This window comes from Pantoea sp. PA1, assembly GCF_056856975.1.
In genome coordinates, this window is record NZ_JBXGEE010000001.1 from 1,582,392 (window position 1) to 1,608,040 (window position 25,649).

General features: G+C 62.6%; 24 protein-coding genes. 4 read left to right on the top strand and 20 right to left on the bottom strand.

Features of this window, described 5'->3' with window-relative positions; genetic code table 11:
- The first annotated feature begins 437 nt into the window (after positions 1 to 437).
- Positions 438 to 1,892: an AMP nucleosidase gene (locus tag AC1V0D_RS07835; protein ID WP_046102104.1), complete on the top strand. Its 1,455-nt coding sequence runs from the start codon at positions 438 to 440 to the stop codon at positions 1,890 to 1,892.
- Between the two features lie 776 nt (positions 1,893 to 2,668).
- Here the strand turns inward: AC1V0D_RS07835 and AC1V0D_RS07840 are convergent.
- Positions 2,669 to 3,967 carry an NCS2 family permease gene (locus AC1V0D_RS07840; RefSeq protein ID WP_219854812.1) on the bottom strand — a complete coding sequence of 433 codons (1,299 nt, stop codon included), beginning with the start codon at positions 3,965 to 3,967 and terminating at the stop codon, positions 2,669 to 2,671.
- A 431-nt stretch (positions 3,968 to 4,398) separates the two neighbouring features.
- Between AC1V0D_RS07840 and AC1V0D_RS07845 the strand changes: the two genes are divergently transcribed.
- A complete protein-coding gene (locus AC1V0D_RS07845; RefSeq protein ID WP_140028917.1) occupies positions 4,399 to 5,142 on the top strand; it encodes a response regulator in 744 nt (247 codons plus the stop codon).
- Positions 5,143 to 5,320: 178 nt separating this feature from the next.
- Here the strand turns inward: AC1V0D_RS07845 and AC1V0D_RS07850 are convergent, their stop codons facing one another.
- The 4 genes from AC1V0D_RS07850 to AC1V0D_RS07865 form a co-directional block, all read right to left on the bottom strand.
- Positions 5,321 to 6,004, bottom strand: coding sequence for a D-lyxose/D-mannose isomerase (locus AC1V0D_RS07850; protein ID WP_140028918.1), 684 nt, complete (start codon positions 6,002 to 6,004; stop codon positions 5,321 to 5,323).
- Between the two features lie 231 nt (positions 6,005 to 6,235).
- Positions 6,236 to 7,174 carry an ABC transporter substrate-binding protein gene (locus tag AC1V0D_RS07855; protein WP_046102116.1) on the bottom strand — a complete coding sequence of 313 codons (939 nt, stop codon included), beginning with the start codon at positions 7,172 to 7,174 and terminating at the stop codon, positions 6,236 to 6,238.
- Positions 7,175 to 7,262: 88 nt separating this feature from the next.
- On the bottom strand, positions 7,263 to 8,243 hold the full coding sequence (locus tag AC1V0D_RS07860) for an ABC transporter permease subunit (RefSeq protein ID WP_009089493.1): 981 nt from the start codon (positions 8,241 to 8,243) through the stop codon (positions 7,263 to 7,265).
- Positions 8,244 to 8,253: 10 nt separating this feature from the next.
- Positions 8,254 to 9,768, bottom strand: coding sequence for a sugar ABC transporter ATP-binding protein (locus AC1V0D_RS07865; protein ID WP_482907199.1), 1,515 nt, complete (start codon positions 9,766 to 9,768; stop codon positions 8,254 to 8,256).
- A 147-nt stretch (positions 9,769 to 9,915) separates the two neighbouring features.
- On the opposite strand from AC1V0D_RS07865, the gene AC1V0D_RS07870 reads away from it, so the two are divergent.
- Complete coding sequence (locus tag AC1V0D_RS07870; RefSeq protein ID WP_482907200.1) at positions 9,916 to 12,519, top strand: ATP-binding protein; 2,604 nt, start codon at positions 9,916 to 9,918, stop codon at positions 12,517 to 12,519.
- On the opposite strand, the gene phnE (AC1V0D_RS07875) is transcribed toward AC1V0D_RS07870, so the two are convergent.
- The 15 genes from phnE (AC1V0D_RS07875) to AC1V0D_RS07945 all read right to left on the bottom strand — a co-directional run bounded on the left by phnE (AC1V0D_RS07875) (position 12,473) and on the right by AC1V0D_RS07945 (position 24,548).
- Positions 12,473 to 13,357, bottom strand: coding sequence for a phosphonate ABC transporter, permease protein PhnE (gene phnE, locus AC1V0D_RS07875; RefSeq protein WP_482907201.1), 885 nt, complete (start codon positions 13,355 to 13,357; stop codon positions 12,473 to 12,475). The two genes, AC1V0D_RS07870 and phnE (AC1V0D_RS07875), sit on opposite strands and share 47 nt — an antisense overlap.
- Complete coding sequence (gene phnE / locus AC1V0D_RS07880) at positions 13,354 to 14,214, bottom strand: phosphonate ABC transporter, permease protein PhnE (RefSeq protein ID WP_482907202.1); 861 nt, start codon at positions 14,212 to 14,214, stop codon at positions 13,354 to 13,356. Before phnE (AC1V0D_RS07880) ends, phnE (AC1V0D_RS07875) begins: the two co-directional genes overlap by 4 nt.
- Positions 14,215 to 14,294: 80 nt before the next feature.
- The gene (gene phnD, locus AC1V0D_RS07885; RefSeq protein ID WP_009089484.1) at positions 14,295 to 15,221 is read right to left on the bottom strand and encodes a phosphonate ABC transporter substrate-binding protein; all 927 of its coding nucleotides are present in this window, start codon (positions 15,219 to 15,221) and stop codon (positions 14,295 to 14,297) included.
- Positions 15,222 to 15,247: 26 nt separating this feature from the next.
- A complete protein-coding gene (gene phnC / locus AC1V0D_RS07890) occupies positions 15,248 to 16,078 on the bottom strand; it encodes a phosphonate ABC transporter ATP-binding protein (protein WP_009089482.1) in 831 nt (276 codons plus the stop codon).
- Positions 16,079 to 16,157: 79 nt separating this feature from the next.
- Entirely contained in the window at positions 16,158 to 16,928 is a 771-nt protein-coding gene (gene phnP / locus AC1V0D_RS07895) for a phosphonate metabolism protein PhnP (protein WP_482907203.1), read from the bottom strand.
- Positions 16,925 to 17,461, bottom strand: coding sequence for a ribose 1,5-bisphosphokinase (gene phnN, locus AC1V0D_RS07900; protein WP_482907204.1), 537 nt, complete (start codon positions 17,459 to 17,461; stop codon positions 16,925 to 16,927). Before phnN ends, phnP begins: the two co-directional genes overlap by 4 nt.
- Entirely contained in the window at positions 17,461 to 18,597 is a 1,137-nt protein-coding gene (gene phnM, locus AC1V0D_RS07905; RefSeq protein ID WP_009089476.1) for an alpha-D-ribose 1-methylphosphonate 5-triphosphate diphosphatase, read from the bottom strand. The genes phnN and phnM overlap by 1 nt, the downstream gene beginning before the upstream one ends.
- Positions 18,594 to 19,307 (bottom strand): phosphonate C-P lyase system protein PhnL, encoded by a 714-nt coding sequence (gene phnL, locus AC1V0D_RS07910; RefSeq protein ID WP_111208191.1) that lies wholly within the window; start codon positions 19,305 to 19,307, stop codon positions 18,594 to 18,596. Before phnL ends, phnM begins: the two co-directional genes overlap by 4 nt.
- Positions 19,308 to 20,069 carry a phosphonate C-P lyase system protein PhnK gene (gene phnK / locus AC1V0D_RS07915; RefSeq protein ID WP_058957653.1) on the bottom strand — a complete coding sequence of 254 codons (762 nt, stop codon included), beginning with the start codon at positions 20,067 to 20,069 and terminating at the stop codon, positions 19,308 to 19,310.
- Positions 20,059 to 20,907 carry an alpha-D-ribose 1-methylphosphonate 5-phosphate C-P-lyase PhnJ gene (locus tag AC1V0D_RS07920; RefSeq protein ID WP_009089470.1) on the bottom strand — a complete coding sequence of 283 codons (849 nt, stop codon included), beginning with the start codon at positions 20,905 to 20,907 and terminating at the stop codon, positions 20,059 to 20,061. The genes phnK and AC1V0D_RS07920 overlap by 11 nt, the downstream gene beginning before the upstream one ends.
- Positions 20,900 to 21,976 (bottom strand): carbon-phosphorus lyase complex subunit, encoded by a 1,077-nt coding sequence (locus tag AC1V0D_RS07925; RefSeq protein ID WP_482907205.1) that lies wholly within the window; start codon positions 21,974 to 21,976, stop codon positions 20,900 to 20,902. Before AC1V0D_RS07925 ends, AC1V0D_RS07920 begins: the two co-directional genes overlap by 8 nt.
- A complete protein-coding gene (phnH, locus tag AC1V0D_RS07930) occupies positions 21,976 to 22,551 on the bottom strand; it encodes a phosphonate C-P lyase system protein PhnH (RefSeq protein ID WP_009089466.1) in 576 nt (191 codons plus the stop codon). The genes AC1V0D_RS07925 and phnH overlap by 1 nt, the downstream gene beginning before the upstream one ends.
- Positions 22,551 to 22,997 (bottom strand): phosphonate C-P lyase system protein PhnG, encoded by a 447-nt coding sequence (gene phnG, locus AC1V0D_RS07935; RefSeq protein WP_111208189.1) that lies wholly within the window; start codon positions 22,995 to 22,997, stop codon positions 22,551 to 22,553. Before phnG ends, phnH begins: the two co-directional genes overlap by 1 nt.
- Positions 22,997 to 23,710, bottom strand: coding sequence for a phosphonate metabolism transcriptional regulator PhnF (gene phnF, locus AC1V0D_RS07940; RefSeq protein ID WP_140925587.1), 714 nt, complete (start codon positions 23,708 to 23,710; stop codon positions 22,997 to 22,999). The genes phnG and phnF overlap by 1 nt, the downstream gene beginning before the upstream one ends.
- A 133-nt stretch (positions 23,711 to 23,843) precedes the next feature.
- Positions 23,844 to 24,548 (bottom strand): SDR family oxidoreductase, encoded by a 705-nt coding sequence (locus AC1V0D_RS07945; RefSeq protein ID WP_471803260.1) that lies wholly within the window; start codon positions 24,546 to 24,548, stop codon positions 23,844 to 23,846.
- Positions 24,549 to 24,650: 102 nt separating this feature from the next.
- On the opposite strand from AC1V0D_RS07945, the gene AC1V0D_RS07950 reads away from it, so the two are divergent.
- Positions 24,651 to 25,526 (top strand): LysR substrate-binding domain-containing protein, encoded by an 876-nt coding sequence (locus AC1V0D_RS07950; protein WP_009089458.1) that lies wholly within the window; start codon positions 24,651 to 24,653, stop codon positions 25,524 to 25,526.
- The last annotated feature ends 123 nt before the right edge of the window (positions 25,527 to 25,649 follow it).

Sequence of the window (25,649 nt, forward strand, 5' to 3'; positions counted from 1 at the left end):
ATTACCAAATCAGAAGAGACTGGACAGGAGTTCTAATGATGATAGTGGGCAGAGAAATATGCAAAGTCTTTCCGGGACAAATTAATCATCGTTACAAACTTTTTCGGGCTGTCACGGCATTTTCTGCCCCGTCGCCCTGCCCGCTGTAGCAATCCTGTTTATTTCCCCGACGTTACGAACGCACAGCGCGCGCGAGCGGGTACCCCTCCTGCCCTCTTTTCGCCTTTATAATGCGGGCAGCGTAAACAAAACCACGGCCTGGATCGTGAAGATTTTCTTATGGGCTTTCAGCGCCGCTGACGGGCGCATCCGGTCACGCTGCTCAGATTATCCGCCGGGTTCGTGCAAAAAAAAGGCGATCACACATTCTTCACCAATCTCTGCAACAAACCCGCTAAGCTTGGGGCAAACTGCGGAAAAAAATGGAAGGAGAAACCATGCCGACATTACGGAAAAACCTGACCAGCCAGCAGGCGCTGGATGAACTTGAACGCCTTTACAGTGGCGCGGTCGATGCACTGCGTGCGGCGATTAAAACCTTTACCGAAAACGGCACGCTGCCCGATGCCGACGCCCGGGAGCAGGGACTGTTTGTTTACCCGGAGCTGCGCATCACCTGGCGCGGTGACGGCCCGCAGCAGAATCGCACGCGCGCCTGGGGACGCTTTACGCATACCGGCAGTTACAGCACTACCATTACCCGCCCGGCGTTGCTGCGCCACTACATTGCGGAACAGCTGGCGATGCTGGAGAAGGAGTATGAGCTGGAGATTGACGTGGTGCCTTCCCGCCAGGAGATCCCCTATCCTTACGTGATTGACGGCTCCGATCTCTCGCTGGATCGCACCATGAGCGCCGGAATCGCACGCCACTTCCCGACCACCGAGCTGTCGCAGATTGGGGATGAGACCACCGACGGGCTGTTCCACGCCGACGCTCAGTTTCCGCTCTCCCACTTCGACGCGCTGCGCACCGATTTCTCGCTGGCCCGTCTGCGCCACTACACCGGCACCAGCGTGGAACATTTCCAGCCGTTTGTGCTGTTCACCAACTACACCCGTTATGTTGATGAGTTTGTTCGCTGGGCGATCGAGCAGGTGCGCGACCCGGAGACACCCTACGACAGCCTGGCCTGCGCCGGGGACGTGGTGCTGACGGCCGACACGGCCGACAGCGAGGCGATGCTCTCCGATCTGGCGTGGAAGAAGCACCAGATGCCCGCCTGGCATCTCACCTCACCCAACCGTCGCGGCATTACGCTGATTAACATCGGCGTTGGCCCGTCGAATGCCAAGACCATCTGCGATCATCTGGCGGTCATGCGCCCGCACGCCTGGCTGATGATTGGTCACTGCGGCGGTCTGCGCGAAAGTCAGCGGATTGGCGACTATGTGCTGGCTCACGCCTATCTGCGCGACGACCACGTGCTCGACAGCGTACTGCCGCCTGACATCCCGGTGCCGAGTATCGCCGAGGTGCAGCGTGCGCTGTATGACGCCACCAAAGCGGTGAGCAACATGCCGGGTGAAGAGGTCAAACAGCGGCTGCGTACCGGCACCGTGGTGACCACGGATGACCGCAACTGGGAGCTGCGCTACTCTGCGTCGGCGCTGCGTTTTAACCTGAGCCGCGCGGTGGCGGTCGATATGGAGAGCGCCACCATTGCCGCTCAGGGATACCGGTTCCGGGTGCCTTACGGCACGCTGCTGTGCGTCTCCGATAAGCCGCTGCACGGTGAAATCAAGCTGCCGGGTCAGGCCAACCGTTTCTATGAAGGTGCGATTTCGGAGCATCTGCAGATTGGTATCCACGCGGTAGAACTGCTGCGCGCCGAGGGTGACAAGCTGCATTCGCGGAAGCTGCGAACGTTTAATGAGCCGCCTTTCCGGTAAGTGTTGCTGCCGGGGGATTCACTACGCGGGTTGAGTCTGAGCAGGTTTCGTTCGCCGGGTGAATCCGGCAGTTTCAGCTTCGCCTCTGCAGGCGACCGACAAGGGGGCGCCAGTCGCCGCGCCCCCTTGACCCCGGGCTCCGGCCTGCCTCACCGCCGCTCCGCGGTCCCTTCGCTTCTTCCGGATTTCTCACGGACCGGCAGGACGCGCCATCCCTGGCGCGAACCTGCCTCTTCGCGACATCCCTGTCGCTCGTCCTGAAATCCCTCATCCGCTCAGCGGCTCAGACGGCCTCCCTCCCCGCTGTTATCTCTTCTCTTAATGTGGCTCTTTTATTGCGGTAAGAGTTGCGATGAGTTTCCGTCACTGGCTTCCGCTTTCAGGCCAGCAGACAACGCTCCATTCAGGAGAAACGAAGATATCAAAGGCGGGGGTGTGGGAGAGGCATCCGGCGCGCTGAGGAGCAACCGGAGGCCAGGATGAGCCGACAGGACGTCGGCGAAAGGACGGCACGAGCCAGGGATGGTGAGTCCGGACGGTCCGTCGGCCGCAGGGCGTGACGAAGGCACCCCGCAACGCGGGGCGCGGAGGCTGCCGGACGCCGGGATTGTTAAGGGGCGGGCGTCCGCCCCTTGACGCGTCCGCCTGCACGGGCAGGCTGAAACTCCCTCACGCCTGGCGGGCGAAACCTTCTCGGAGCAGCCCGCCGCCAGGTAATAACTCCCTCCCCCCGACAGGCGAAACCCTCTCAGAGCCACCCCGCCGCCAGGCCACCATCAGGCGCTCAGCCAGCCCAGCTTAATTACAAACAGAATCGACAGGATAATCAGCGCGGCATTGACCTCTCTGGCGCGACCGCTCAGCAGTTTCACCAGCGTCCAGGTAATAAATCCAAAAGCGATACCGTTGGCGATGGAATAGGTCAGTGGCATGGTCAGCGCGGTAACCGTCACCGGGGCAGCAGTCGTGATATCTTTCCAGTCAATATCCGCCAGACTGGATGTCATCAGCACGGCCACAAACAGCAGCGCGGGCGCGGTGGCATAGACCGGCACGCTGGAGGCCAGCGGTGAGAAGAAGAGCGCCAGCAGGAACAGCACGGCGACCACGATCGCCGTCAGGCCGGTGCGGCCACCCGCACTCACGCCCGCCGCCGACTCCACATAGCTGGTGGTGGTTGATGTGCCCAGCAGCGAACCAAACAGCGCAGCCGCACTGTCAGCAATCAGCGCACGGCCCATCTTCGGCACGTTACCCTGCTCATCCGCCAGACCGGCGCGCTTGGTGACGCCCAGCAGGGTGCCGGTGTTATCAAACACATCCACAAACAGGAAGGCAAAAATCACGCTGACCAGGCCGACGTTAAACGCGCCAGCGATATCAAGCTGCATAAAGGTCGGTGCGATCGACGGTGGTGCAGAGAAGACCCCGGCAAACGGCGACAGGCCAATGCCCATAGAGATAAAGGTTACCAGCAGAATACCGATCAGCACGGCACCGGTTACGCGACGCGCTTCCAGCACCACAATCACCACAAAGCCAAGCATCGCCAGCAGCGGACCCGGTTTTGTCAGATCGCCAATGCCCACCAGCGTCGCCGGGTTATCGACCACAATGCCTGCGCCTTCCAGCGCAATGATCGCCAGAAACAGGCCAATACCGGCACCAATCCCCGCGCGCAGCGGCAGCGGAATACTGGCAATAATCCACTCACGGATTTTAAACAGCGACATCGCAAAGAAAATCACTGCCGAGAGAAACACCGCACCCAGCGCAATCTGCCAGGTGTAGCCCATGTGCAGTACGACGGTATAGGTGAAGAAGGCGTTCAGCCCCATGCCCGGTGCCAGTGCAATCGGGTAGTTAGCGATCAGCCCCATCAGCGCACAGCCAATCGCCGCTGCCAGACAGGTCGCGACAAATACGGCGCCCTTATCCATGCCGGTCGCGCCCAGAATGCTCGGGTTAACAAACAGAATATAGGCCATCGCCAGGAAGGTGGTGATCCCGGCGATAATCTCGGTACGAACCGTCGTGTTATGCGCTTTGAGTTTGAATAGTTTTTCTAACATCATCATCTCTCGATACAGGAGACCGCACCGGTGTGGGTCTCGCTTGCCAAAGGGGGTTGCATGCTGATTATTCTGTTTTCGGGATGCGGATACCGGCCGCTGCATACTGACCTGCCGGAATCGTCTGAAATCCCTGACTGACCCACTGCCCAAAGCAATTGCCATGCCACTTACCGACGCAATCGATTACCTGGCAGAGCCGGATGCGCCTCAGAGAATTCCGAACCAAAACGAGGCGCGATTATGGTGCAATGCACCGATGATGCGCAATCGTTTTCCTGCCTCCCTTTGCCACCCCCGCAAAACTCTGCGCCAGCGCACGCTTCCGCACAGTCACGGGCGAGGCGTGTCACGTTTCAGCACGCTGCCTCAGCGCACTTTTCTGGCCTGTGTAGACTCCTGAATTAACTCTTTCGTAACATTGAGGCCGCGCCATGAAGCCAGCGATTTTGGTGGTGGATGATGATCCTGCTGTCTGCGACGTCCTGCAGGATGCGTTAGGTGAACATCAGTTAAAGGTCTACTGCTGTCATCAGGGAAAAGAGGCGCTGTTGATGCTCAGCACGCACCCGGAGATCACGCTGGTGATGCTGGATATGATGCTGCCCGACACCAACGGACTGCTGGTGCTGCAGCAGTTGCAGCGTCAGCGCCCCGAGGTGCTGGTGATCATGCTGACCGGTATGGGTTCCGAAGCGGAGATGGTGGTCGGCCTGGAGATGGGTGCCGATGATTATATCGCCAAACCCTTTAATCCGCGCGTGGTGGTGGCGCGCACCCGGGCGGCCCTGCGGCGCGGCGCACGTCCTGTCCAGAGCGAAGCGGAACCGGCGGGCTGGCGATTCGGCGGCTGGCAGCTGGACGACAGTCGCTGCCAGCTGTTCAATCCGCAGCGCGAGCTGGTGCCGCTGACCCAGGGCGAGTTCAGCCTGCTGCGGGCGCTGGTGCGTCACGCCCGCAAGGTGCTGACCCGCGATCAGCTGCTGGAGCTGACCCACAGCGAAAGTCTGGATGTGTTTGACCGCACCATCGACGTGCTGATCATGCGCCTGCGCCGCAAAATCGAAATCAACCCGCATCAGCCCGATCTGATCCGCACCATTCGCGGGCTGGGCTATGTCTTTTCGGCTGACGTAATGAAACCTGAAACCGCCCCGCGCACCAGCCAGATCGCCTGAGTCGCGCTGCGTCCTGGCAATGTCGCCGCCGTGGCGGCGGATGTGGGCGATGAAAGTCTGACGCAGTTTACGCGCGAGTACGCACGGCTGTCTGGTGAACCGCCTGCCCGCAGTATAAGAAAGATGAGGCAGTCCGATCCCGGAGACCATGCGAAGGGATGATCAGCGTCCGGGAGGGTCAGGTAAAGCCGCGGGCGTAGTCATTACAGAGCAGCCAGCGCGGCGCTTCATCCTCTTCAAGCGGATTGAAGCGGGCCAGTGGCGTCAGGAACACGTTGTCGTTTTCGTCATCATTGGGCATCGACACCTCGCCCACCAGCACGTCGCCAAAACCCGGTTCGCCCCAGAAGCTGTGCCAGAGGCCCGCCTCAAGGGTCACGCTTTCACCCGGTGAGAGCCGCAGCTGCGAACCCGCAGCGTGGGTCTGGCGCAGACCATCCAGCGACACCGTGACCGGCGAGTCAGCCAGTGCCGCGCCGTCGCGGTTATGCAGTTCGACAATCAGATTCCCGCCGCCGCGATTGATGATGTCTTCCATCTTGCGCGGATGATAGTGCATCGGCGTCAGCTGCCCGTCGCGCACGTGCAGAATCTTCTCCGCATAGGGTTTGTGCCACGGCTGTCCGCCGGGCGAACCGTTGCGCAGCGTAAACAGCGTCAGCCCGGTCTGCAGAAAGTCGTCCGCGCCAAAACTGGTGAGATCCCAGCCCAGCCGCAGTGCCAGAATCTCCGCCATCGCGTCAGGTGACTGCGCCCGCCACTGACCTGACCCGAAATCGGCCCACGGCGGCAGATGCACATCCTGCTGGCGGAAAAATTCGCGTGTCTGCTGCAGGTAGTGATTGACCTCTGAACGTTGCATGGTGGCCTCCTGAGGGTGCTGACAAAGTCTGCCCCGGTTAGCTGCAGGACAGAGCCTGCGCAGGAAACACGGTCAGATCGGAAAGTCGTTTAAACCATCCCTGGCCACTCGTCCCGCGCCGTCCCTGGCGCGGGACGCTTTCCTCCTCTGCCCGTGTTCCCTGCGCGATGAAGTTATGCGTAGCTGGCAGATGCAGTCTGAAGCGGCACCCGGAGGGTGCCGCATTAAAGCCTATTTCACCGTCCAGCCCTGATAGCTGCCGATGTTGTCACGATCGATCAGCTTCACCGGGATCAGCACCGGCTTTTCGGGTGCCGGTTTGCCCTGCAGAATGTCGTAGCCAATCTCCACCGCCTTCGCCGCCATCACCTGCGGGTCCTGCGCCGGGGTCGCGACAAACAGGGAGTTTTTGCGCTTCAGCGCCTCTTCGCCATCCGGCGATCCATCGACGCCGACGATAAAGAACTCGCTGCGCTGCGCCTGTTTCGCGGCTAAATCCGCGCCGATGGCGGTGGGATCGTTAATGGCAAACACCGCATCGATTTTAGGGTTAGCGGAGAGCAGACCGGTCATCACCTCCAGTCCCCCTTCTCGACTGCCTTTGGCATTCTGGTTGTAAGAGAGCAGCTTGATGTCGGGATGGGTTTTCAGTTCGTTCATGCAGCCTTCAACACGGTTCTGCACCGCAGACACCGGCGGGCCGTTGATGATCACGACGTTGCCTTTCGCTTTCAGGCGGTCAGAGATATATTTGCAGGCCATCGCGCCCGCCTGGGTGTTATCGGAGGTAATGGTCGCATTCGCCCCATCGGCCGCCACGTCGACCGCCACCACCACGATACCGGCATCACGCGCCCGCTTCACCGCCGGGGCAATGCCTTTCGAGTCGGCGGCATTGAGGATAATCATGTCCACTTTTGCCGCAATAAAGTTATCGATCTGCCCCACCTGCTGGCCGAGATCGTAGCCGCTGGAGACCAGCGTCACGTTGACCTTGTCCCCCGCCAGCTCACGCGCCTTCATCTCCGCCCCTTTGGTGATCTGCACGAAGAAGGGGTTAGCCAGATCGCCGACCGTGACGCCGATGGATTTGAGTTCTTTTGCCTGAGCCAGCCCGGCGCTGAACAGCGTTGCCGCCAGCAGCCCGGTTACAATCGGATTAAAACGCATAGACCTTCTCCTGCTGTTATCAGAGTGCCAACCGCTTAATGGCGTTTTTACAGAGACGGCGGCGACATCGCGCCTCCGCCTTTCAGCCTTAACTCACATGATGACGGGTACGGTATTTGTCGATCAGGACGGCGATGATAATCACCGCGCCCTTGATCACCAGCTGCCAGAAGTAGGAGACGCCCATCAGCGTCATACCGTTATTGAGCGTGGCGATAATCAGCGCGCCAATCAGGGTGCCGGTGATGGTGCCGATGCCCCCGACGAAGCTGGTGCCGCCCAGGATCACCGCGGCAATCGCATCCAGCTCATAGCCGACGCCGAGGTTGCCGTTGGCGCTGTAAAGACGGGAGGCGCTCATCAGACCGCCCAGCCCCGAGAGCAGGCCGCTCATGCCGTAGACAAACAGCAGCACTCCGCCCACCTTGATGCCGGTGAGTCGTGCCGCCTGAATGTTGCCGCCGACCGCATAGATATGGACGCCCAGCGTGGTGCGCCGCAGGATAAACCAGCAGAGGGCGATCACCGCGAAGGCAATCACAATCAGCCACGGCACCGGGCCGAGGTAGCCGTTGCCAATCCACTCAAAATTGATGTCGGAGTTGATGACCGTGGTGCCATCCGCCAGCAGATAGGCCGCACCACGCAGGGCGGTATAGGTGCCGAGGGTGACGATAAAGGGCGGCAGTCCGGCCCAGGCGACCAGCACGCCGTTGAACAGCCCCATCACCAGACCCGCGCCCAGCGCCATCGGAATGGTCATGGAGGCGAGCATCGGGTCGAGCGAAGCCACCAGCGCCACCACCGCGGTGGTGCCGAGCATCGACCCCACCGACAGGTCGATGCCGCCGGTGAGAATGACAAAGGTCATCCCCGCCGCCAGGACGATATTGATCGACGCCTGACGGGTAATGTTCAGCAGGTTCGCTTCGGTAAAGAAGTTGGGGGTAACGAAGCCAAAAACCGCCACGATGAGGATCAGAATCGGCAGGATCCCCACCGTCTGCAGCAGATCGCCCATCAGGGCGCGTTTCAGCGTGGGCGCGGGGGTGCGGGCCAGTTGTGTCATGGTGATCTCCTCAGATTCCGCCTGCTGCTGCGCTGTGCGCACCGGTTGCCAGCGTCATAATATTTTCCTGACTGATGTGGCTGCCCTCCAGCTCACCGACGATGGTGCCTTCGTGCATCACGTAAACGCGGTCGCTCATCCCGACCACTTCCGGCAGTTCGCTGGAGATCATCAGAATCGCCACGCCCTGCCGCGCCATCTCCTGCATCATGCGGTAGATCTCGCTTTTGGCCCCGACGTCGACGCCGCGCGTCGGTTCATCCAGGATCAGGATGCGCGGGCCAATCGCCACCCAGCGTGAGATCAGCAGCTTCTGCTGATTCCCCCCGGAGAGGCCGCCCGCCCGGACCTGCGCATGCGGCACGCGGATATTCAGGGAGGCGATCGCCTCGCTGGCGATGGTCTGCCCTTTGCGGCGGTTGAGCATGCCGTAACTGGCATCCCGCTCCAGCGTCGCCATCACGATGTTCTCCTGCGCCGCCATCTCCAGAAACAGCCCCTGCTCTTTGCGGTTCTCGGTGAGGAAACCGATGCCGCGCGCAATCGCATCGCGCGGTGAGAGGATGGTGACCTTCTCGCCGTCGATCCAGATCTCGCCCTCCTTCGGCTTGTGAACGCCGAAGATCAGCTGCGCCAGCTCGCTGCGGCCTGCACCGACCAGCCCCGCCAGCGCCACGATCTCACCGGCGCGCACCGCCAGGCTGCTGGGGTGCACTTTGCCGCCGTCGGTCAGGTGATTCACCGCCAGCCGGATATTACCCAGCGGAATCGACCGGTCTTTATTAAAGAGATCGCTGAGCGGCCGTCCGACCATCATCCGCACCAGTTCACTGGCGTTGAGTTGATCGCGCGTCAGGCTGCCGACATACTCGCCGTCGCGCAGCACGCTGACGCGATCCGACAGCTCATACACCTCTGCCATGCGGTGGCTGATGTAGATAATCGCCATCCCCTCGCTGCGCAGCCGTTTGATCAGCGCGAAGAGCTGTTCGGTTTCGCGGTTCGAGAGCGCGGCGGTCGGCTCATCCATCACGAGGATACGGCTGTTGCGCTGCAGCGCCCGGGCGATCTCCACCTGCTGCTGCTCGGCAATGCTGAGGCGGCTGACCACATCCCAGGCGCTGAACTGCGCGCCGAGCCGGTCAATCACCCGCTGCGCCTCCTCCGCCATCTGCCGCCGCTTCACCAGCCCGCCGGGGGCAATTTCGCTGCCGAGAAAAATGTTTTCCGCCACCGTCAGGTTGGGGGCCAGGTTAATCTCCTGGTAAATCAGGGTGATCCCGGCGGCCAGCGCGGCTTTCGGCCCCTTCAGCGCCCGCGGTTTGCCTTCGATCAGAATCTCTCCGCCGCTGGCGCTGTAGGCCCCGGCCAGAATCTTCATCAGGGTGCTTTTACCCGCGCCGTTCTCCCCCATCAGCGCATGAACCTCGCCGGGCCAGACCGTGAGATCCACCCCCTTCAGGGCGTAAAAGTTGCCGAAGCGCCGGGTAATGCCGCGCATTTCCAGTATCGGTGTGGCTGTCATCGCCTCGCTCCTGCGGACTGTGGATAGCCGTCAGTTAAGCAACGCCAGATAAATGGAAAATGTCAGCGGCCATTCATATTTGTCATATTCACCCGGCTGCCCGCTCCTATACTCGGCCCATCGTTGCCGTGATAAAGAGGGCGTGAGATGCAGCGCACCTATCCGTGGCAGGCTGGCGCGCGGGGCCGCCTGTTGATGTTCAACCTGCTGGTGGTCGCCGTCACGCTGATGGTCAGCGTGGTGGCGATCGTCGGTTTTCGCCATGCCGGTACCATTCAGGAGCAGGCACAGGCGCAGACGCTGGCGGACATGAACGGCAGTCTGGCGCTGGCGCGTGATACCGCCAATGTGGCGACGGCAGCCGTGCGGCTGTCGCAGGTTGTGGGCGCGCTGGAGTATCAGAGCGAATCACAGCGGCTTCAGCAGAATCAGCAGGCGCTGCAGCAGTCGCTGAGCCTGCTCGCCAGCGCCCCGCTGGCCGCGCGTCAGCCGGAGCGCATCGCCCGTATCCGCGCCCGCAGCCTGGAGCTGGAGCAGACGATTAACCGCCTGCTGCTCACCGGCCATCAGCGCCACCTGCAGCGCAATAACATGCTGAGTGACCTGTGGCAGTCGCAGATTCTGCTCGGCCACATCAGTCAGCGGCTGCAGCGGGAACCGCAGCGCGCGCCGGATAGCGCCCTGCGTGAGCAGACTGAGCGGCTGCTCAGCATCGCCATCCGTACGCCGTCGCCGATTGCGGTGATTGAGCAACTGCAGCAGGTGATGACGCAGTGGCGCAGCGTGCCGCTGACAGGCGTCACCGGCGAGAATATTGCGCGACTGCTGGCGACCCAGCAGCGCCTGCTGCCGCTGGCGGAGGCGCTGGAACAGAGCGATCTGGCGATCGCCTACGCCACCTACCGGATTAAGGCGCTGGTGGCGATGCTGAATGAGGATATCAGTGCCTCAGTGCAGCAGGTGGCGTTGCAGAGCGAAGCGCGAACCCTGGCGACCCACCGCGAGCTGGATTCCATCATCGGCTTTATCGCCCTTTTCGTGCTGCTGGCGCTGGCGATCACCGGCTATGCCGGGATCTACATCTACCGCAATTTGGGGTCGAGCCTGACGGCGATTGCCGCCGCCATGACGCGGCTGGCACAGGGTGAGCAGAACGTCAGCGTGCCGGGTTTGCAGCGCCGCGACGAACTGGGCGAACTGGCGCGGGCCTTCAACGTCTTTGCCCGCAATACCGCCTCGCTGGCGCACACTTCACGCCTGCTGAAAGAGAAGAGCAGCCAGCTGGAGTCCACCTTTCTGGCGATGCGCGACGGCTTTGCCCTGTTTGACCATCAGGGTCAGCTGGTGGTGTGGAACGCGCAGTATGCCGAACTGCTCGGCATCGCGCCGCGCGAGCTTCATCGCGGCGTCCACTATCAGCAGCTGCTGGCTCCGCTGGCGGGAGATCTGCACGATCCCGGCGAACCGCAGGAGATCCGGCTGGCCGATGGCCGGACGCTGGAGCTGCGCTTCAGCCCGATCCCCCGGCGCGGCATGGTGAACACCGTCCTTGATCGCACCTCGCGCAAAACGCTGGAGGAGGCCCTGCAGCACAGCCAGAAGATGAAGGCGGTGGGCCAGCTGACCGGCGGCCTGGCGCACGACTTCAACAATCTGCTGGCGGTGATTATCGGCAGCCTGGCGCTGACCGAAGGGCAGCTGATGCCCGGCCCGCTCGCCAGCCGGATTGAGCGGGCGCGCCAGGCTGCGGACCGCGCCGCCCAGCTGACCCAGCGGCTGCTGGCCTTTTCTCGTAAGCAGGCGCTGTTTCCGCGCGCGGTGTCGGTGGTCACGCTGGTGGACAACCTGCAGGGATTATTACAGCACTCGCTGCTGCCCGGACAGCAGCTGATTATCGATGCGCAGCGTCCCGGCTGGCCCGCGTGGATCGATGCCGGTCAGCTGGAGAATGCGCTGATGAACCTGGTGGTCAACGCCCGCGATGCGATGCAGCAGCAAAGCGGCGAAATCCGGCTGCGCATCTGGAATCAGCGGCGGATCGAGGGGAGTGAAAAACGTGACCGGGTCACAATTGAGGTGACTGACACGGGCTGCGGCATGTCGGCGGAGGTGCGTGAACAGGTTTTCGAGCCCTTTTTTACCACTAAGGCCACCGGCAGCGGCAGCGGGCTGGGCCTGTCAATGGTCTACGGTTTTGTGCGGCAGTCGGGCGGTCAGATCGAGCTGGAAACCGCGCCGGGCCAGGGCACCACGGTGCGCCTTCTGCTGCCGCGCGCGCAGGAGGCGGTCGCCGCAGCGGTCGCGCCGTCTCCCCCGCCAGCCCTGCCGGCGGTGGCCAGCAACCGGCTGGTGCTGGTGCTGGATGATGAACCGGCGGTGCGGCAGACCCTGTGCGAACATCTGCACCAGCTGGGCTATCTGACGCTGGAGTGCGGCGACGGCGAAGCGGCGCTGGCGCTGCTGCGCCAGACACCCGATATCGACCTGCTGATCAGCGACCTGATGCTGCCCGGCGAGATCAACGGCGCGGAGGTGGTGCGTCAGGCACAGCAGAACTGGCCGCATCTCGCCACGCTGTTAATCAGCGGTCAGGATCTGCGCCACCAGCCGGTCACGCTGCCGCTGTGTGAGCGGCTGGGCAAGCCCTGGCAGCAGGCGCAGCTGGTGCAGGCGTTACAGCGCGCCTGGCAGCGCAGCGAACGACTTAATCGCGCGCAGCAGGCTGCCACAGCGGCACCGGCTTCCCGGTGATATAGCGTTTGCGCAGGCGACTGGAGATCATATCCATGACCATCACCACCCCGACCAGAATCAGCGTCAGGAACATCACCACATCCCAGTTCCAGAGCCGCATATTCTCGGCGTAGACCAGGCCTACCCCGCCCGCGCCGACAAAGCCGAGCACCGCCGCAGAGCGGGTGTTGGACTCAATCTGATAGAGGCTCAGCGCCAGAAACTGCGGAAAGGACTGGGTGAAAATGCCGAAACGGTGTTTCTGCAGGCTGTTAGCGCCCACCGCCCCCAGCCCGCGGCCCGGTGAACGTTCGACCGCCTCATGCCCTTCGGCGTAGAGTTTGCCGAGCAGGCCGACATCCTGCAGGATAATCGCCAGCACCCCGGCCAGCGGCCCCATGCCCACCGCACGGACGAAAATCAGCCCCCAGATCGCCATGTCGATGCCGCGCAGCAGGTCGAACAGCCGCCGCATCAGAAACGCCAGCGGCTTCGCGGCGCGATCGTGCATCACGTTGCGCGCCGCCAGGAACGACAGCGGCAGCGCAATCAGCGAGGCGGTCAGCGTACCGGCAAACACGATCCCCAGGGTGATCCCGACCTGCGACAGATAGTAGCTGAAGGGCCAGTTCATGAAGTCATGCCAGACAAACATCCGCAGAAAGTAGCGCCCCAGCTGCTGGCAGCCCGCCAGCAGGCGCGATCCCTCCAGCCCGAACACCGAAAAGAAATAGAGGTAGTAGAGCAGGAGTGCCAGCGCTATCAGCGCCAGACGCCGCAGATAGCGCGGCTGCGCGGCAAACAGCTCGCGATGCTGCTGCTTCAGCTGCGCGATAGCGGGAACGGAACGGATCATGCGCGCTCTCCTGTGACACGACGACGCAGCTGACCGGACAGCGTATCCAGCAGCGACACCACAATCAGAATCAGCAGCAGGGTGATGCTGACCTGGTCGTAGCGGTCGAGTTTGATGTTGGTCATCAGCTCCTGGCCGATGCCGCCCGCCCCCACCAGCCCGAGGATGGTGGAGGAGCGGAAGTTAATCTCCAGCCGCATAAAGCTGTAGGAGAGAAAGGCGGGTTTTACCTGCGGCCAGAAGGCAAAACGCATCCGCTGCAGTTTACTGGCTCCGCAGGCGGCCAGGCCGCGCACCGGCTTATCCGACGCGGACTCAATCGCCTCATAAAAGAGCTTGGTCAGGCTGCCCAACGTGTGCAGCGCCAGCGCCAGGAAGCCGGGTATCGCCCCGATACCAAACGCCATGACAAACATCACCGCCCACGCCAGTTCCGGCATGGTGCGCAGAAAGGCGACAAAGGCGCGAATCGCCATCCGCACGCTGACCGGCGTCTGCGTATTATCGGCGGCGAAAAAGGCGAGCACTGCCGCCAGCCCCACCGCCAGCAGCGTCGCCGCCAGTGCCAGCTGCAGGGTTTCCCAGATCAGCGGCAGCTGGATCGGCAGACGGTAGCCCCAGTAGGCCAGTGAGCCTTCTGTTTTGCCGTCGGCAAACAGCAGCGGCAGATGCAGCACCGGCAGGATCTCATGCAGGTAGTCAAAGAAGTGCGGCAGCGACTGCCAGACAGTAAGCAGATTAAATTCTGCCACCCTGCCCGCCGCCAGATAGAGCGTGACCAGCAGCAGTGACCAGATAAGCGTGTCACGTTTTTGCTGACGGCGGATGCGCTGGTAATAGTGTTCGAAGTCGGTCAAGGGGGATCTCCGGCGTGAAAGCAGCGGGACGCTGGCCGCGTCCCGCTCTCCCCGCGAGGCGGGGAAGTCAGGAAGGTTCGTCAGCCGCGGCTGCCTTTCATCAGGTCGCGCTTCATATCAATAATGCTCTGATAGTCGGCAACGGTGGCCGGGCCGATATGCTGCTTACCGCCCACCGCTTTCACGAAGCAGTCGTGATCGTCTTTATCCAGCTTTTTAATCGCCGCCACCACTTTCGCTTTAAAGTCGGCAGGCAGTTTGTTGCTGACCAGTACCGGACCGTTGGGGATCAGCGGCGACTGCCAGATGATACGGATCTGCTTCATCAGGTCGGGGTGATCCATGCGGATCAGGCGGCCAAACGCGCCCGAGGTGTAGCCGCTGTTATAGTCGCCCACCAGCGAAGTCCAGGTGACCGCGCCGTCAAACTGGTTGTTCAGCACGCCCAGAATGTCCTGCTCATGGCCGCCGGAGAAGGTGACGCTGGAGAAGGTGTTGTTATATTTGTCATCCACCGAGCCGCCGAACATCTTCTTAAACGCCTGATTCGGCATCAGGAAGCCGGAGGTCGAGTCCGGATCGGCCATGCCGAACGATTTCCCCTTCAGGTCTTCCAGCTTTTTGTAGGGGCTGTCCGCTTTGACGATCACCACTGAGTGGTAGCCGCGTGAGTTGTCTTTGTCATCCACCACGATGCCGACCACCTCCACCGCTTTCGGGTCCTGCAGGTAGACCGAGGCGAAAGAGGCGGGTGACATGCTCAGCACCATATCGATTTTGCCGCCCAGCAGTCCCTGAATCACGCCCGAATAGTCAGAGGCGTTGCGCATCTGAGTATCCACACCCAGCTCTTTATCAAAGAAGGTCTTCACGCACTGATTATCACCAATCTGCTGGGTGGCGTTCTGACCGCCCAGAATCCCCAGATTCAGCTGTTTTGGCGCATCCGCTGCGCTGACACCCGACGCCATAACGCCGATCAGTAGTGCTAAAGAAGTCAGTTTCATTCGGAGTTGTTCTCTTGCTGTGGAAGTTAATGGATCTGGTTAAGTTCATCGCCGTACAGCTGTTGCAGCAGGCTGTCAGTCAGTCGGGAAGGATGACCGTCAAACAGCACCACGCCGCGCTGGATGCCTATCACCCGGGTGCAGTAGCGTTTCACCAGCTCAATGGAGTGCAGGTTGACCATCACGCTGATGCCCTGCTCGCTGACCTGCCGCAGCACATCCATGATGCGCGTCGTGTTTTTCGGATCGAGTGACGCCACCGGCTCATCGGCCAGCAGGATTCGGGGGTTCTGCATCAGCGCCCGGCAGATCGCCACCCGCTGCATCTGTCCGCCGGAGAGATTCTCTGCCCGCTGCAGCGCCTGCGGCAGCATGTTCATCCACTGCAGCAGTTCGATAGCGTGCGCCCGGTCGTGGTCGGAGAAGATTTTAAAAAAGGATTTCAGCGTGCTGGTCTGGCTCAGGCGGCCCAGCAGCACATTGGTCAGCACGTCGAGGCGCGGCACCAGGCAGAAATCCTGAAAGATCATGCCGCACTGGCTGCGCCATTCCCGCATCTGGCGGCTGTTGAGGGTGACCACGTTACGCTCGGCTTCCCCTTTATGCAGGCTGATAATCGCCCCCGCCGTCGCGCTGATGGTGCCGTTAAGCATATGCAGCAGCGTCGATTTCCCGGCGCCGGAGCGGCCGATCACCGCCACCAGCTCACCGGCATGGAGATCGAAACTGACCCGATCCAGCACCGGCGTGTCACCGTAGGTTTTGCTCAATCCCTGCACCGACAACACTTTTTGTCCGCTGAAACTGACCGGAGGCCGATCGTGGTCGACCACCGTTTTCAGAAGTGCCTGTGCCATGCTGTTCTCCGTCATCTCTGATTGCGTTCTGCCGGTTATTAAGGCGTGGCACGATGAAAGCGGGATGACAATCAGATGATCAAACTGTGACAGGCCAGGGCGCGCCGCACAGCAGCGTCTGGCCATCACGCGCAGCCTGCACCCCCTCCGGCAGCGGATTTTCCGCCAGCCAGTTATCCATCTCATGACTGAGATGGGTCAGCCAGCTCTGGCGCGGCCGCAGCAGCGCCACAATGGCCAGGGCCTGGGTGACATCGTTGTGGTTGCGCGCCCTGGCAGACGGCGGGTCGTTGCAGTCGATCACCAGCTGATCCAGCGACTGACCGCGCAGAAAGTCGGCGGTGTCGGGGGGCAGCCCGCAGGTGTCACACAGCCAGGCGAGCCGGTGACCCTGCCAGTCGAACAGATAGCCGTGCGTCAGCTTCGAGTGCTGAAGTGGCAGCGGCGTCACCTGTAACTCGCCAAAGGCGTGTGCCACAAACGGGGTTAAGGCGGGACGAAAGTCGAGCAGGCCGGGATGTTTATAGAGATCGTCACAGCCGCGCGGGTCGGGCGGCCCCCAGACCGGAATCGGTGCCCCCCGCCCCCAGCGCAGCGCAAACAGTCCCTGCACATGGTCCATGTGGTAGTGGGTGAGCAGAATACGCGTCAGCGATCCGGGCGGAAAGCGCAACGCCAGCAGTGGCAGGCCGGCATCCAGCAGGATGCGCTCGCGCCCGGTCTCAATCAGCGCACTGCAGGGCGCACGGGCATAATCGCTATGGCGCTGCGCCCGCTGGCAGGCACGGCAGTCGCAGCCCGGCAGCGGCGCGGCGGTCACCCCACCGGTGCCGAGAAAAGTGAGTTTCATTGCGCCGTCTCCACTATCTGACGCAGCTGCCGGACGGTCTCTGCCAGCGCGCCATCGTTGTTAAGGATCAGGCAGCCATCGGGCTGCGGCTGGGCGGCACGTGCCAGTCGCCGGGCGATTGCCGCCTCATCTTCCCGTCCGCGCTGGCGCAGGCGCGCCGCCAGCACCGCTGGCGTGACCTGCAGGCAGACCGGCAGCAGCTGCGGACCAAAGCGGGCCTGCGCCTGCGCCAGATGCAGCCGCGACCCGTTGACCACCACGTTCTGTCCGCGCAGCAGCCACTGCTCTGTCTCACAGCCAATGCCATAGCTGAAACCGTGCGCCTGCCAGCTCACCGCGAACAGCCCCAGCGCCGCGCGGCGGGCGAACTCCGCCTCAGTCAGCGCCACGTGGTTTTCACCGCCCGCATCCGCTGCGCGGGTGATATAGCGATGGGCGATCAGCAGGCGCGGCGGCGGTGCCACCCGCAGCGCATCCAGCAGGCTATCCTTGCCTGAGCCGGAGGGACCGGTGAGCCAGATCAGCCGCGCCATCAGTAGACCTGCCGGCCTTTGCTCCAGACGTGGCGCACATGCGGGTAGCCATGTGCGGTGTGCGCCAGCACCAGATCGGCGCGACACCCTTCCGCGATCACCCCGCGATCCTCAAGCCCCAGCGCGCGGGCCGGATTGCAGGTGACCAGCGCAATCGCCTGCGCCGTGCCGAGCGTGTTGCGCTCATCCTCAGCCAGCCGGAACGCCGCATCCAGCAGGCTGGCCGGGTAGTAATCGGAGGAGAGAATGTTCAGCAGGCCGTGAGACGCCAGCTCCCAGGCGGCGACGTTGCCGGAGTGCGAGCCGCCGCGCACGATGTTGGGCGCCCCCATCAGCACCTGCATGTTGCGATAGCGCGAGGCGCGCGCCGCCTCCAGGGTGGTGGGAAATTCGGCGATGCGGCTGCCCGCCGCATGGGACTCCTCCACATGCGCGGCGGTGGCATCATCGTGGCTGGCAATGGCGATGCCATGTTCCCGGCAGAGTCCGGCGATCGCCTGACGATTGGGCTGCGACCAGGCCGCCGCCAGCGTGAGCTGCTCGTGCTCAAACTGATCCATCTCCGCGTCATTCAGCTGGTATTTGCCCTGGTAATATTCGCGATATTTTGTCAGCGACGCATACTGCCGCTGCCCTGGCGAATGATCCATCAGCGAGACCAGCGCCAGTTCCGGCGTGCCCATCAGCGCCTCAAACAGCGGCGCGGTGGTCGGGTGCGGCAGTTCACAGCGCAGATGCAGCAGATGCTCGGCGCGGTTCAGCCCTTTGCGGTTGCTGTCGCGGATGGCGTCGATCATCCTGCTGAGATTCTCCAGCCGGTGACCGCCGTCGCGCACATCGCCGACGCCAATGGCGTCCAGCACGGTGGTAATGCCGCTGGAGACCATCAGCGCATCGTGGCTGCTCATCGCCGAATGCGCAGGCCAGTCCACTTTGGGTCGCGGGGTGAAAAACTTGTCGAGGTTGTCGGTGTGCAGCTCCACCAGCCCCGGCAGCAGCCAGGCCCCCTCGCCGTCCAGCGCGCCCGGCTGCTGGCTGCGGGTTTCGCTGAAGCTGCTGATACGCTCATCGCGGAACTCCAGCGACCCGCTGATGACCTCATTTTCCAGCACCAGTCTGACATTGTTGATGATCATGCCTGCGCTCCTGTCTCAATGGGGTGCATCAGATGCAGCCGATCGGCCACCTGCTCGCGCACCGCCCGATCGTGAAAAATGCCAACAATGGCGGCACCCCGGGCGCGCGCCTCTTCAATCAGACTCACCACCGCCGCGCTGTTGACGCTGTCGAGGGAGGCGGTGGGTTCATCCAGCAGCAGCACCGGATAGTCAGCGATAAAGCCGCGCGCAATGTTCACCCGCTGCTGCTCTCCGCCGGAGAAGGTGGACGGTGCCAGCGACCAGAGGCGCTGCGGCACGTTGAGCCGGCTCAGCAGGTCGGCGGCGCGCGCTTCGCAGAACCGGCGGTCGACGCCGCGCTCCAGCAGTGGCTGCATCACAATCTCCAGCGTCGGCACGCGCGGAATGACCCGCAGAAACTGACTCACCCAGCCCAGCGTGTCGCGGCGCAGCGCGATAATCTGCCGCGCCGGGGCCTGCGCCATATCGACCCATTCCCCCTGGTGCGCGACCCGGATATAGCCGCTGTCGGGCTGATAGTTACCGTAGAGCGTGCGCAGCAGGGTCGATTTGCCGCTGCCCGAGTGACCGTGCAGCACCACGCATTCGCCCTCGCCTACCGTCAGGCTGGCGTTGTGCAGCACCGGCAGCGCCGCGCCGTTCTGGTTGTGCAGCACAAAGGTTTTACACAGGTTTCCGACCTGCAGACGCGGATTGATAGTCGTCATTTAATTGAGCACCGAAGAGACCAGCAGTTGTGTGTAAGGATGATGAGGATCGTCAAGCACCCGGTCGGTCAGACCGCTCTCCACCACCCGCCCCTGTTTCATCACCAGCAGACGATGTGCCAGCAGGCGCGCCACGCCGAGATCGTGGGTGACGATCACCACCGCCAGGTTCAGCTCCCGCACCAGGGTACGCAGCAGATCCAGCAGGCGTGCCTGCACCGAGACATCCAGCCCGCCGGTCGGCTCATCCATAAACAGCAGCTGTGGCTGCGTCACCAGGTTGCGGGCGATCTGCAGACGCTGCTGCATGCCGCCGGAAAAGGTGGTGGGCAGATCGTCGATGCGGCCGGGGTCAATCTCCACCGCCTGCAGCCAGCGGCTCGCCGTTGCGCGGATGTCGCCATAGTGCCGCGCGCCGGTCGCCATCAGCCGTTCGCCGATGTTGCCGCCCGCGCTGACCTGCGGACGCAGGCCGTCCATCGGATGCTGATGCACCACGCCCCACTCGGTGCGCAGCAGGTGACGGCGCTCGCTTTCACTCATCTGCCAGAGGTTGCGCCCCTGATAGAGAAGCGTGCCCTGCTGCGGTGCGAGGCGTGCCGAGAGGCTGTGCAGGAGCGTGGTTTTACCGGAGCCGGACTCGCCGACGATGCCCAGCACCTCGCCGGGATAGAGATCAAAGCTGACCTGCTCAAACCCTTTGCCCGGCGCATAAAGATGGGTGAGCTGGCTGACCGCAAGCAGCGGCTGTTCACTGTGCATGTTGCTGTTCCTGCTGCTGGTGGCAAAAGTCGGTGTCGGAGCAGACAAACATCCGCGTACCCTGATCGTCCATCACCACCTCATCGAGATAGCTGTGGCGCGAGCCGCACAACGCGCAGGGTTCATCCCACTGCTGCACGGTAAACGGGTGATCGTCGAAATCGAGGCTTTCGACGCGGGTGTAAGGCGGCAGCGCGTAGATGCGCTTTTCACGCCCGGCACCAAACAGCTGCAGCGCGGGCATCATGTCCATTTTCGGGTTGTCGAATTTGGGGATGGGTGACGGGTCCATCACATAGCGCCCGTTGACCCTGACCGGGTACGCATAAGTCGTGGCGATATGGCCATAGCGGGCGATATCTTCATAGAGTTTCACCTGCATGATGCCGTACTCCTCCAGCGCATGCAGGAGGCGGGTTTCGGTTTCGCGCGGTTCGATAAAACGCAGCGGCTCCGGGATCGGCACCTGGAAAATCAGGATCTGATCCTCCTCCAGCGGCGTTTCGGGGATGCGGTGACGCGTCTGGATCAGCGTGGCATCGCTGGTGCGTTCGGTGGTGGCCGCACCGCTGACCCGCTGAAAGAAGTGGCGGATCGACACCGCATTGGTGGTGTCATCAGCCCCCTGGTCGATCACCTTAAGCACATCCTGATCGCCAATCACACTGGCGGTGATCTGGATGCCGCCGGTGCCCCAGCCGTAAGGCATCGGCATCTCGCGCCCGGCAAACGGCACCTGATAGCCGGGGATCGCCACCGCTTTCAGGATAGCGCGACGAATAGTGCGTTTGGTCTGCTCATCGAGATAACCGTTGTTGTAACCCGTGAGTTCAGCCATGGTTGCGCTCCTGATAGTCATCCTGCAGCTGTTTGAGCAGCGCCAGCTCCGCCTGGAAATCGACGTAGTGCGGCAGCTTGAGATGGGAGACGAAGCCTGCCGCTTCCACGTTGTCGGCGTGCGACAGCACAAACTCCTCATCCTGCGCCGGGCTGGTGATGCGCTCCTGCTGTTCGCGGCTTTGCAGCGCCCGGTCCACCAGCGCCATCGCCATCGCCTTGCGTTCCGCGCGGCCAAACACCAGCCCGTAACCCCGGGTAAAGTGCGGTGCGGCATCTTCGCGGTGGGCCACGCCGTTGACCATCTCACACTCGGTCAGCAGCACTTCCCCAATCTCCAGTTCAAAGCCCAGCTCTTCAGGACAGATGCTGACGCTGACATAGCCGGTGCGGATCTCCCCGGCGAACGGGTGGGTGCGCCCATAGCCCCGCTGCGTCGAGTAGCCGAGCGCCAGCAGAAAGCCTTCGTCGCCGCGCACCAGCTGTTGCAGCCGTGCCGCGCGTGAGGCGGGAAACGCCATCGGTTCGCGGGTAATATCGGTCGGCTCACTGCCGTCATCCTCCTCCGCGGCCGCCAGCCCTTCGCGGCTCATCATGCTGAACATGTGCGGGCAGGTTTCCGCGACCGGCCGATCATCCCGCGGCGCGGCAGGCGTTTCGCCATTGGCCAGCAGCGTGAAGTCGAGCAGACGGTGGCTGTAGTCACAGGTAGGGCCGAGCACCTGGCCGCCCGGCAGATCTTTATAGACCGCCGAAATGCGGCGTTCGATACGCATCGTCCCGGTCGCCAGCGGGCGACTCTCCGCCAGCCGTGGCAATGTGGTGCGATAGGCGCGCAGCAGAAAAATTGCCTCGACCAGATCGCCGCTGGCCTGCTTAATCGCCAGCGCCGCCAGTTCCGGATCGTAAATCCCCCCTTCGGTCATCACCCGATCCACCGCCAGACCCAGCTGCTGCGCCACCTGATCGCAGCCGAGTTCAGCCACGGCCCGATCGCCACGGCGCAGATCGGCCTGCAGCTGGTGGGCATGCGTAATCGCTTTTTCACCCCCTTTTACCGCGACATACATCAGCACACCTCCACAACGGTGGTACGCGGCACGGCCATGATCGCTTCGCCGCAGGTGAAGATGAGATCCACGCCCTGCGGAAACGGATGCGGCCGGGTGCGCAGATAGTCCAGCACGCTCTCCGGCAGCTGCGGCGCAATGGCGCGGGTTTCGCGCAGGCCGGGGCCGGAGAGTCGCAGCGTCAGACCGCCATTCAGCGAGGGCACTTCGATAATCAGCGTGGTGCTTTTTTCCGGTGACAGGTTATCCCCCGCCGCAAACGCCGTCGGGTCGGGCTGCGCCGCCGCATGGCTCAGGGCAAAAGGCGCATCCTGCCGGGTGGTGATCGGCGCGCCGGTATGGAAGCGCAGATTGTTGCGCAGCTGTTCGTTGTCGATTTTCGCATCCAGCCAGACCGGACTCTCCTGATCGACCAGCGTCAGCAGCAGCGCCGTGGCCGCCGGCGAGAGCGCACCCCAGCCCTGCTGCAGCGGCAGCGAGACCATCACGCCCGGCTCACTCATCGCCTTCAGGATGCGGCGAAAGGCGCGCTGCGCGTCCGCAACAGGGTGGTTGAAACTTGCCAGTAAAGTCATCAGTTATCTCCGCGAACCAGCGTAAAGAAATCCACTTTGCTGCTGGCGATTTCGCGCGCGCGCAGCTGTCGCTGCTCTTCACGCCACGCCGCCAGCGGGGTAATAATCTTCTCTTCCAGCAGCGGCCGGGTTTCCGGCTGCTGCAACAGTGCATCCAGCAGGGCGCAGCGCTCAGCGTGCGCCTTGTCGCGTCCTAACAGGTAGCTGTATCCCAGGGTGCCGTCGCTCAGCTGCACCACGGCGCGGGTCACCGTGGCATCACCCATCACAAAGCGTTTCCCGGTGGCCCCCATTCGCGCCTGCAGCCGCGTCATGCCGATTTCGGCCGGGCGGATCAGGGTAAACTCGGGGTGAAGATTCAGCGCCTGCCAGTGCGCTTCAAGCCGCGCGGCGTTGCTGTGTGCCAGCACCGACAGCCAGCGCTGGCGATCCGTTTGCTGTTCCATCAGTGCTCCAGAGTCAGTTCGATCATGTCACCGCGGGTCAGGCTGACGGAGTATTCTGCCAGCGCACCATCTGCGGTTTTGTTCAGGGTCCGCACGCAGAGCAGCGGCGCATGGAGTGCGATATCGAGCTGACGGCACTCCTTCGCCTGCGCCCGGCGGGTGCTGATGCGGGTCTGGGTGCGCACCAGCTGCTTGCCGGTGTGCTCCACCAGAAAGTCGTGCAGCGAGCCGCTGTTAAAGCGCTGAAGCTGCGGCCACCAGCTGAGGTCGGCAAGGAAGTGGTTAATCAGGCAGAGCGGCACGCCGTTGGCGCGGCGCAGGGTACGCAGATGAATGACGTTATCGCCCTCTTTCACGCCCAGCGCACTGGCCACGTCACTGCTGGCCGGACGCAGCACCGCCAGCAGCCGTTCGCTGGTCGGGTGACTTCCCTGCTCCAGCAGGTTCTGACTGAAGCGCGCCTGGGAATGCAGCGGATAGTCATACGGGCGCATCAGCACCAGGATGCCCACGCCGTGACGGCGTTGCAGCAGCCCTTTCTGCACCAGCTCATCGACGGCCCGGCGCAGCGTGTGGCGATTCACTTCGTAGTGGTCGGCCAGCTGCTGTTCGGAAGGCAGATAGTCGCCGCAGCGGTAACGCTCTTTCAGCGCCTGCTCCAGCTGCGCGGCAACAGCCTGGTAGACAGTGGTCGGATGTCTGGATAACTCCATCACGATGAAATCCTCACGGGTTACGGAGTGGGAACGCAGTGAAAAATCACTGCGGGATGGCGTTACCTTGACGGCTTCAGATGACAGCAGCGTGACGGCGGGGTGAAGGTGCGGTGAACGTGGGAATGGGGTGTCAGACGCTGCGGGTCAGTCCCCCATCAATCCGGATATTCTGCCCGGTGATGTAGGCGGCACCTTCGGACAGCAGAAAGGCGATCGTGGCGGCCACCTCTTCAGCCTTGCCGTAGCGTTTCATCGGCACGCTCTGGCGGCGTTCGTCGGTGGCGGGCAGCGAATCAATCCAGCCGGGCAGCACGTTGTTCATCCGGACGTTGTCCGCGGCATAGCGGTCGGCAAAGAGTCTGGTGAAGCTGGCGAGACCGGCGCGAAACACGGCGGAGGTCGGGAACATCTCTGTCGGCTCAAAGGTCCACGCCGAAGAGATATTGACGATGGCCCCGCCACCCTGAGCTGCCATGATCGGTGCCACCAGACGCGCCATGCGCACGGCGCTGAGGAAATAGACCTCCATGCCTGTCTGCCACGCGTCATCCGTCAGGTCGGGAATGTCGGCTCGTGGGCCATGACCCGCCGAGTTGACCAGGCCGTCAATCCGTCCCCAGCGTTGCATGACCTGCTCTACCAGCTGCTGCACATCCGCCTGTGACTGATTGGAACCCGTCACGCCGATTCCCCCCAGCTGCCGCGCCAGCGCTTCGCCCTTACCGGAAGAGGATAAGATTGCGACGCGGTATCCCTCATCCGCCAGCCTGTGCGCGGCGGCTGCGCCCATGCCCGATCCGCCAGCCGTAATGATGGCGACTTTTTCTGCGGTCATCTTCTGCTCCTTTTGCTGTGAAAAACGCATCTTCGCAGGAAAGCGGTGTATTATCGCGCGATAAATAAACCTCTGAGCATGTAGAAAAACTACAGGATAACTATGCCACTCTCACGTCGCGGTCTGCCCTCACTGAATGCCCTGCGGGCGTTTGAAGCCGCTGGCCGGAAGCTGAGTTTCCGGGCGGCGGCGGCGGAGCTGGGCGTCACGCAGGGGGCGGTTGCGCAGCAGATTCGCGCACTGGAAGATCATCTGGGCATCCGCCTGTTCAACCGGCTTGCGCGCGGGCTTTCGCTGACGCCGCAGGGGGCAGCCTGGCTTGCTGACGTGACGCGCGCGTTTGATATGCTGGTCGAATCAACGGACCGATTGCTGGCGCGCCCGGACGTGGTGACGATCAGCGTGACGCCGACCGTCGCCGCCAGACTGCTGATCCCCCGGCTGGGCCAGCTTCAGGCAGATCTTCCTGACATTGAGTTGCGCACCGTCGCCACCGAGGCCCTGTCCGATTTTTCCCGTGACCAGGTGGATATCGCGGTGCGGCTGTCACGAACTGCCCTGCCCGCGACTCTGGAGAGCGCGCTGCTGTTTCGTCAGCATCTGATCGCCGTTGCCAGCCCACATCTGCTGGAGGGGCTCAGCCTGCCGCTGACCGCCCGACAGATCGCGTCGCTTCCGCTGTTGCATGACGCGCATGACGGCTGGCCACGCTTCCTGCAGCAGGAGGGAAAGCTGCCCGGCGCCCGCTTTAACCAGACCACCCTTGCACTGGATGCCGCGATGGCCGGACAGGGCGTGGCGCTGACGAGCCGGGCTTTTGTGCAGGCCGATATCAAAGCGGGTCGGCTGGTCGTGGTGGCTGACGCGGGCGATAGCGCAGGTGACTATTATCTGGTGCGCAAACGTACGGATCTGCCTGGCAGGGCTGCGCAGGCGGTGTGGGAATGGTGCCTGGATCATCTCGGCGAATGTCCCTGAACCGCGCATCGCCACTTAAACGCGTTAACCTTCTGATTATCCGTTGATCACAGATAATCACTGACTCAACAGATGAAATCTGCTTCCCTCTTCTGTCCGTTAAGCGTCAAGTTTTCTTATGAA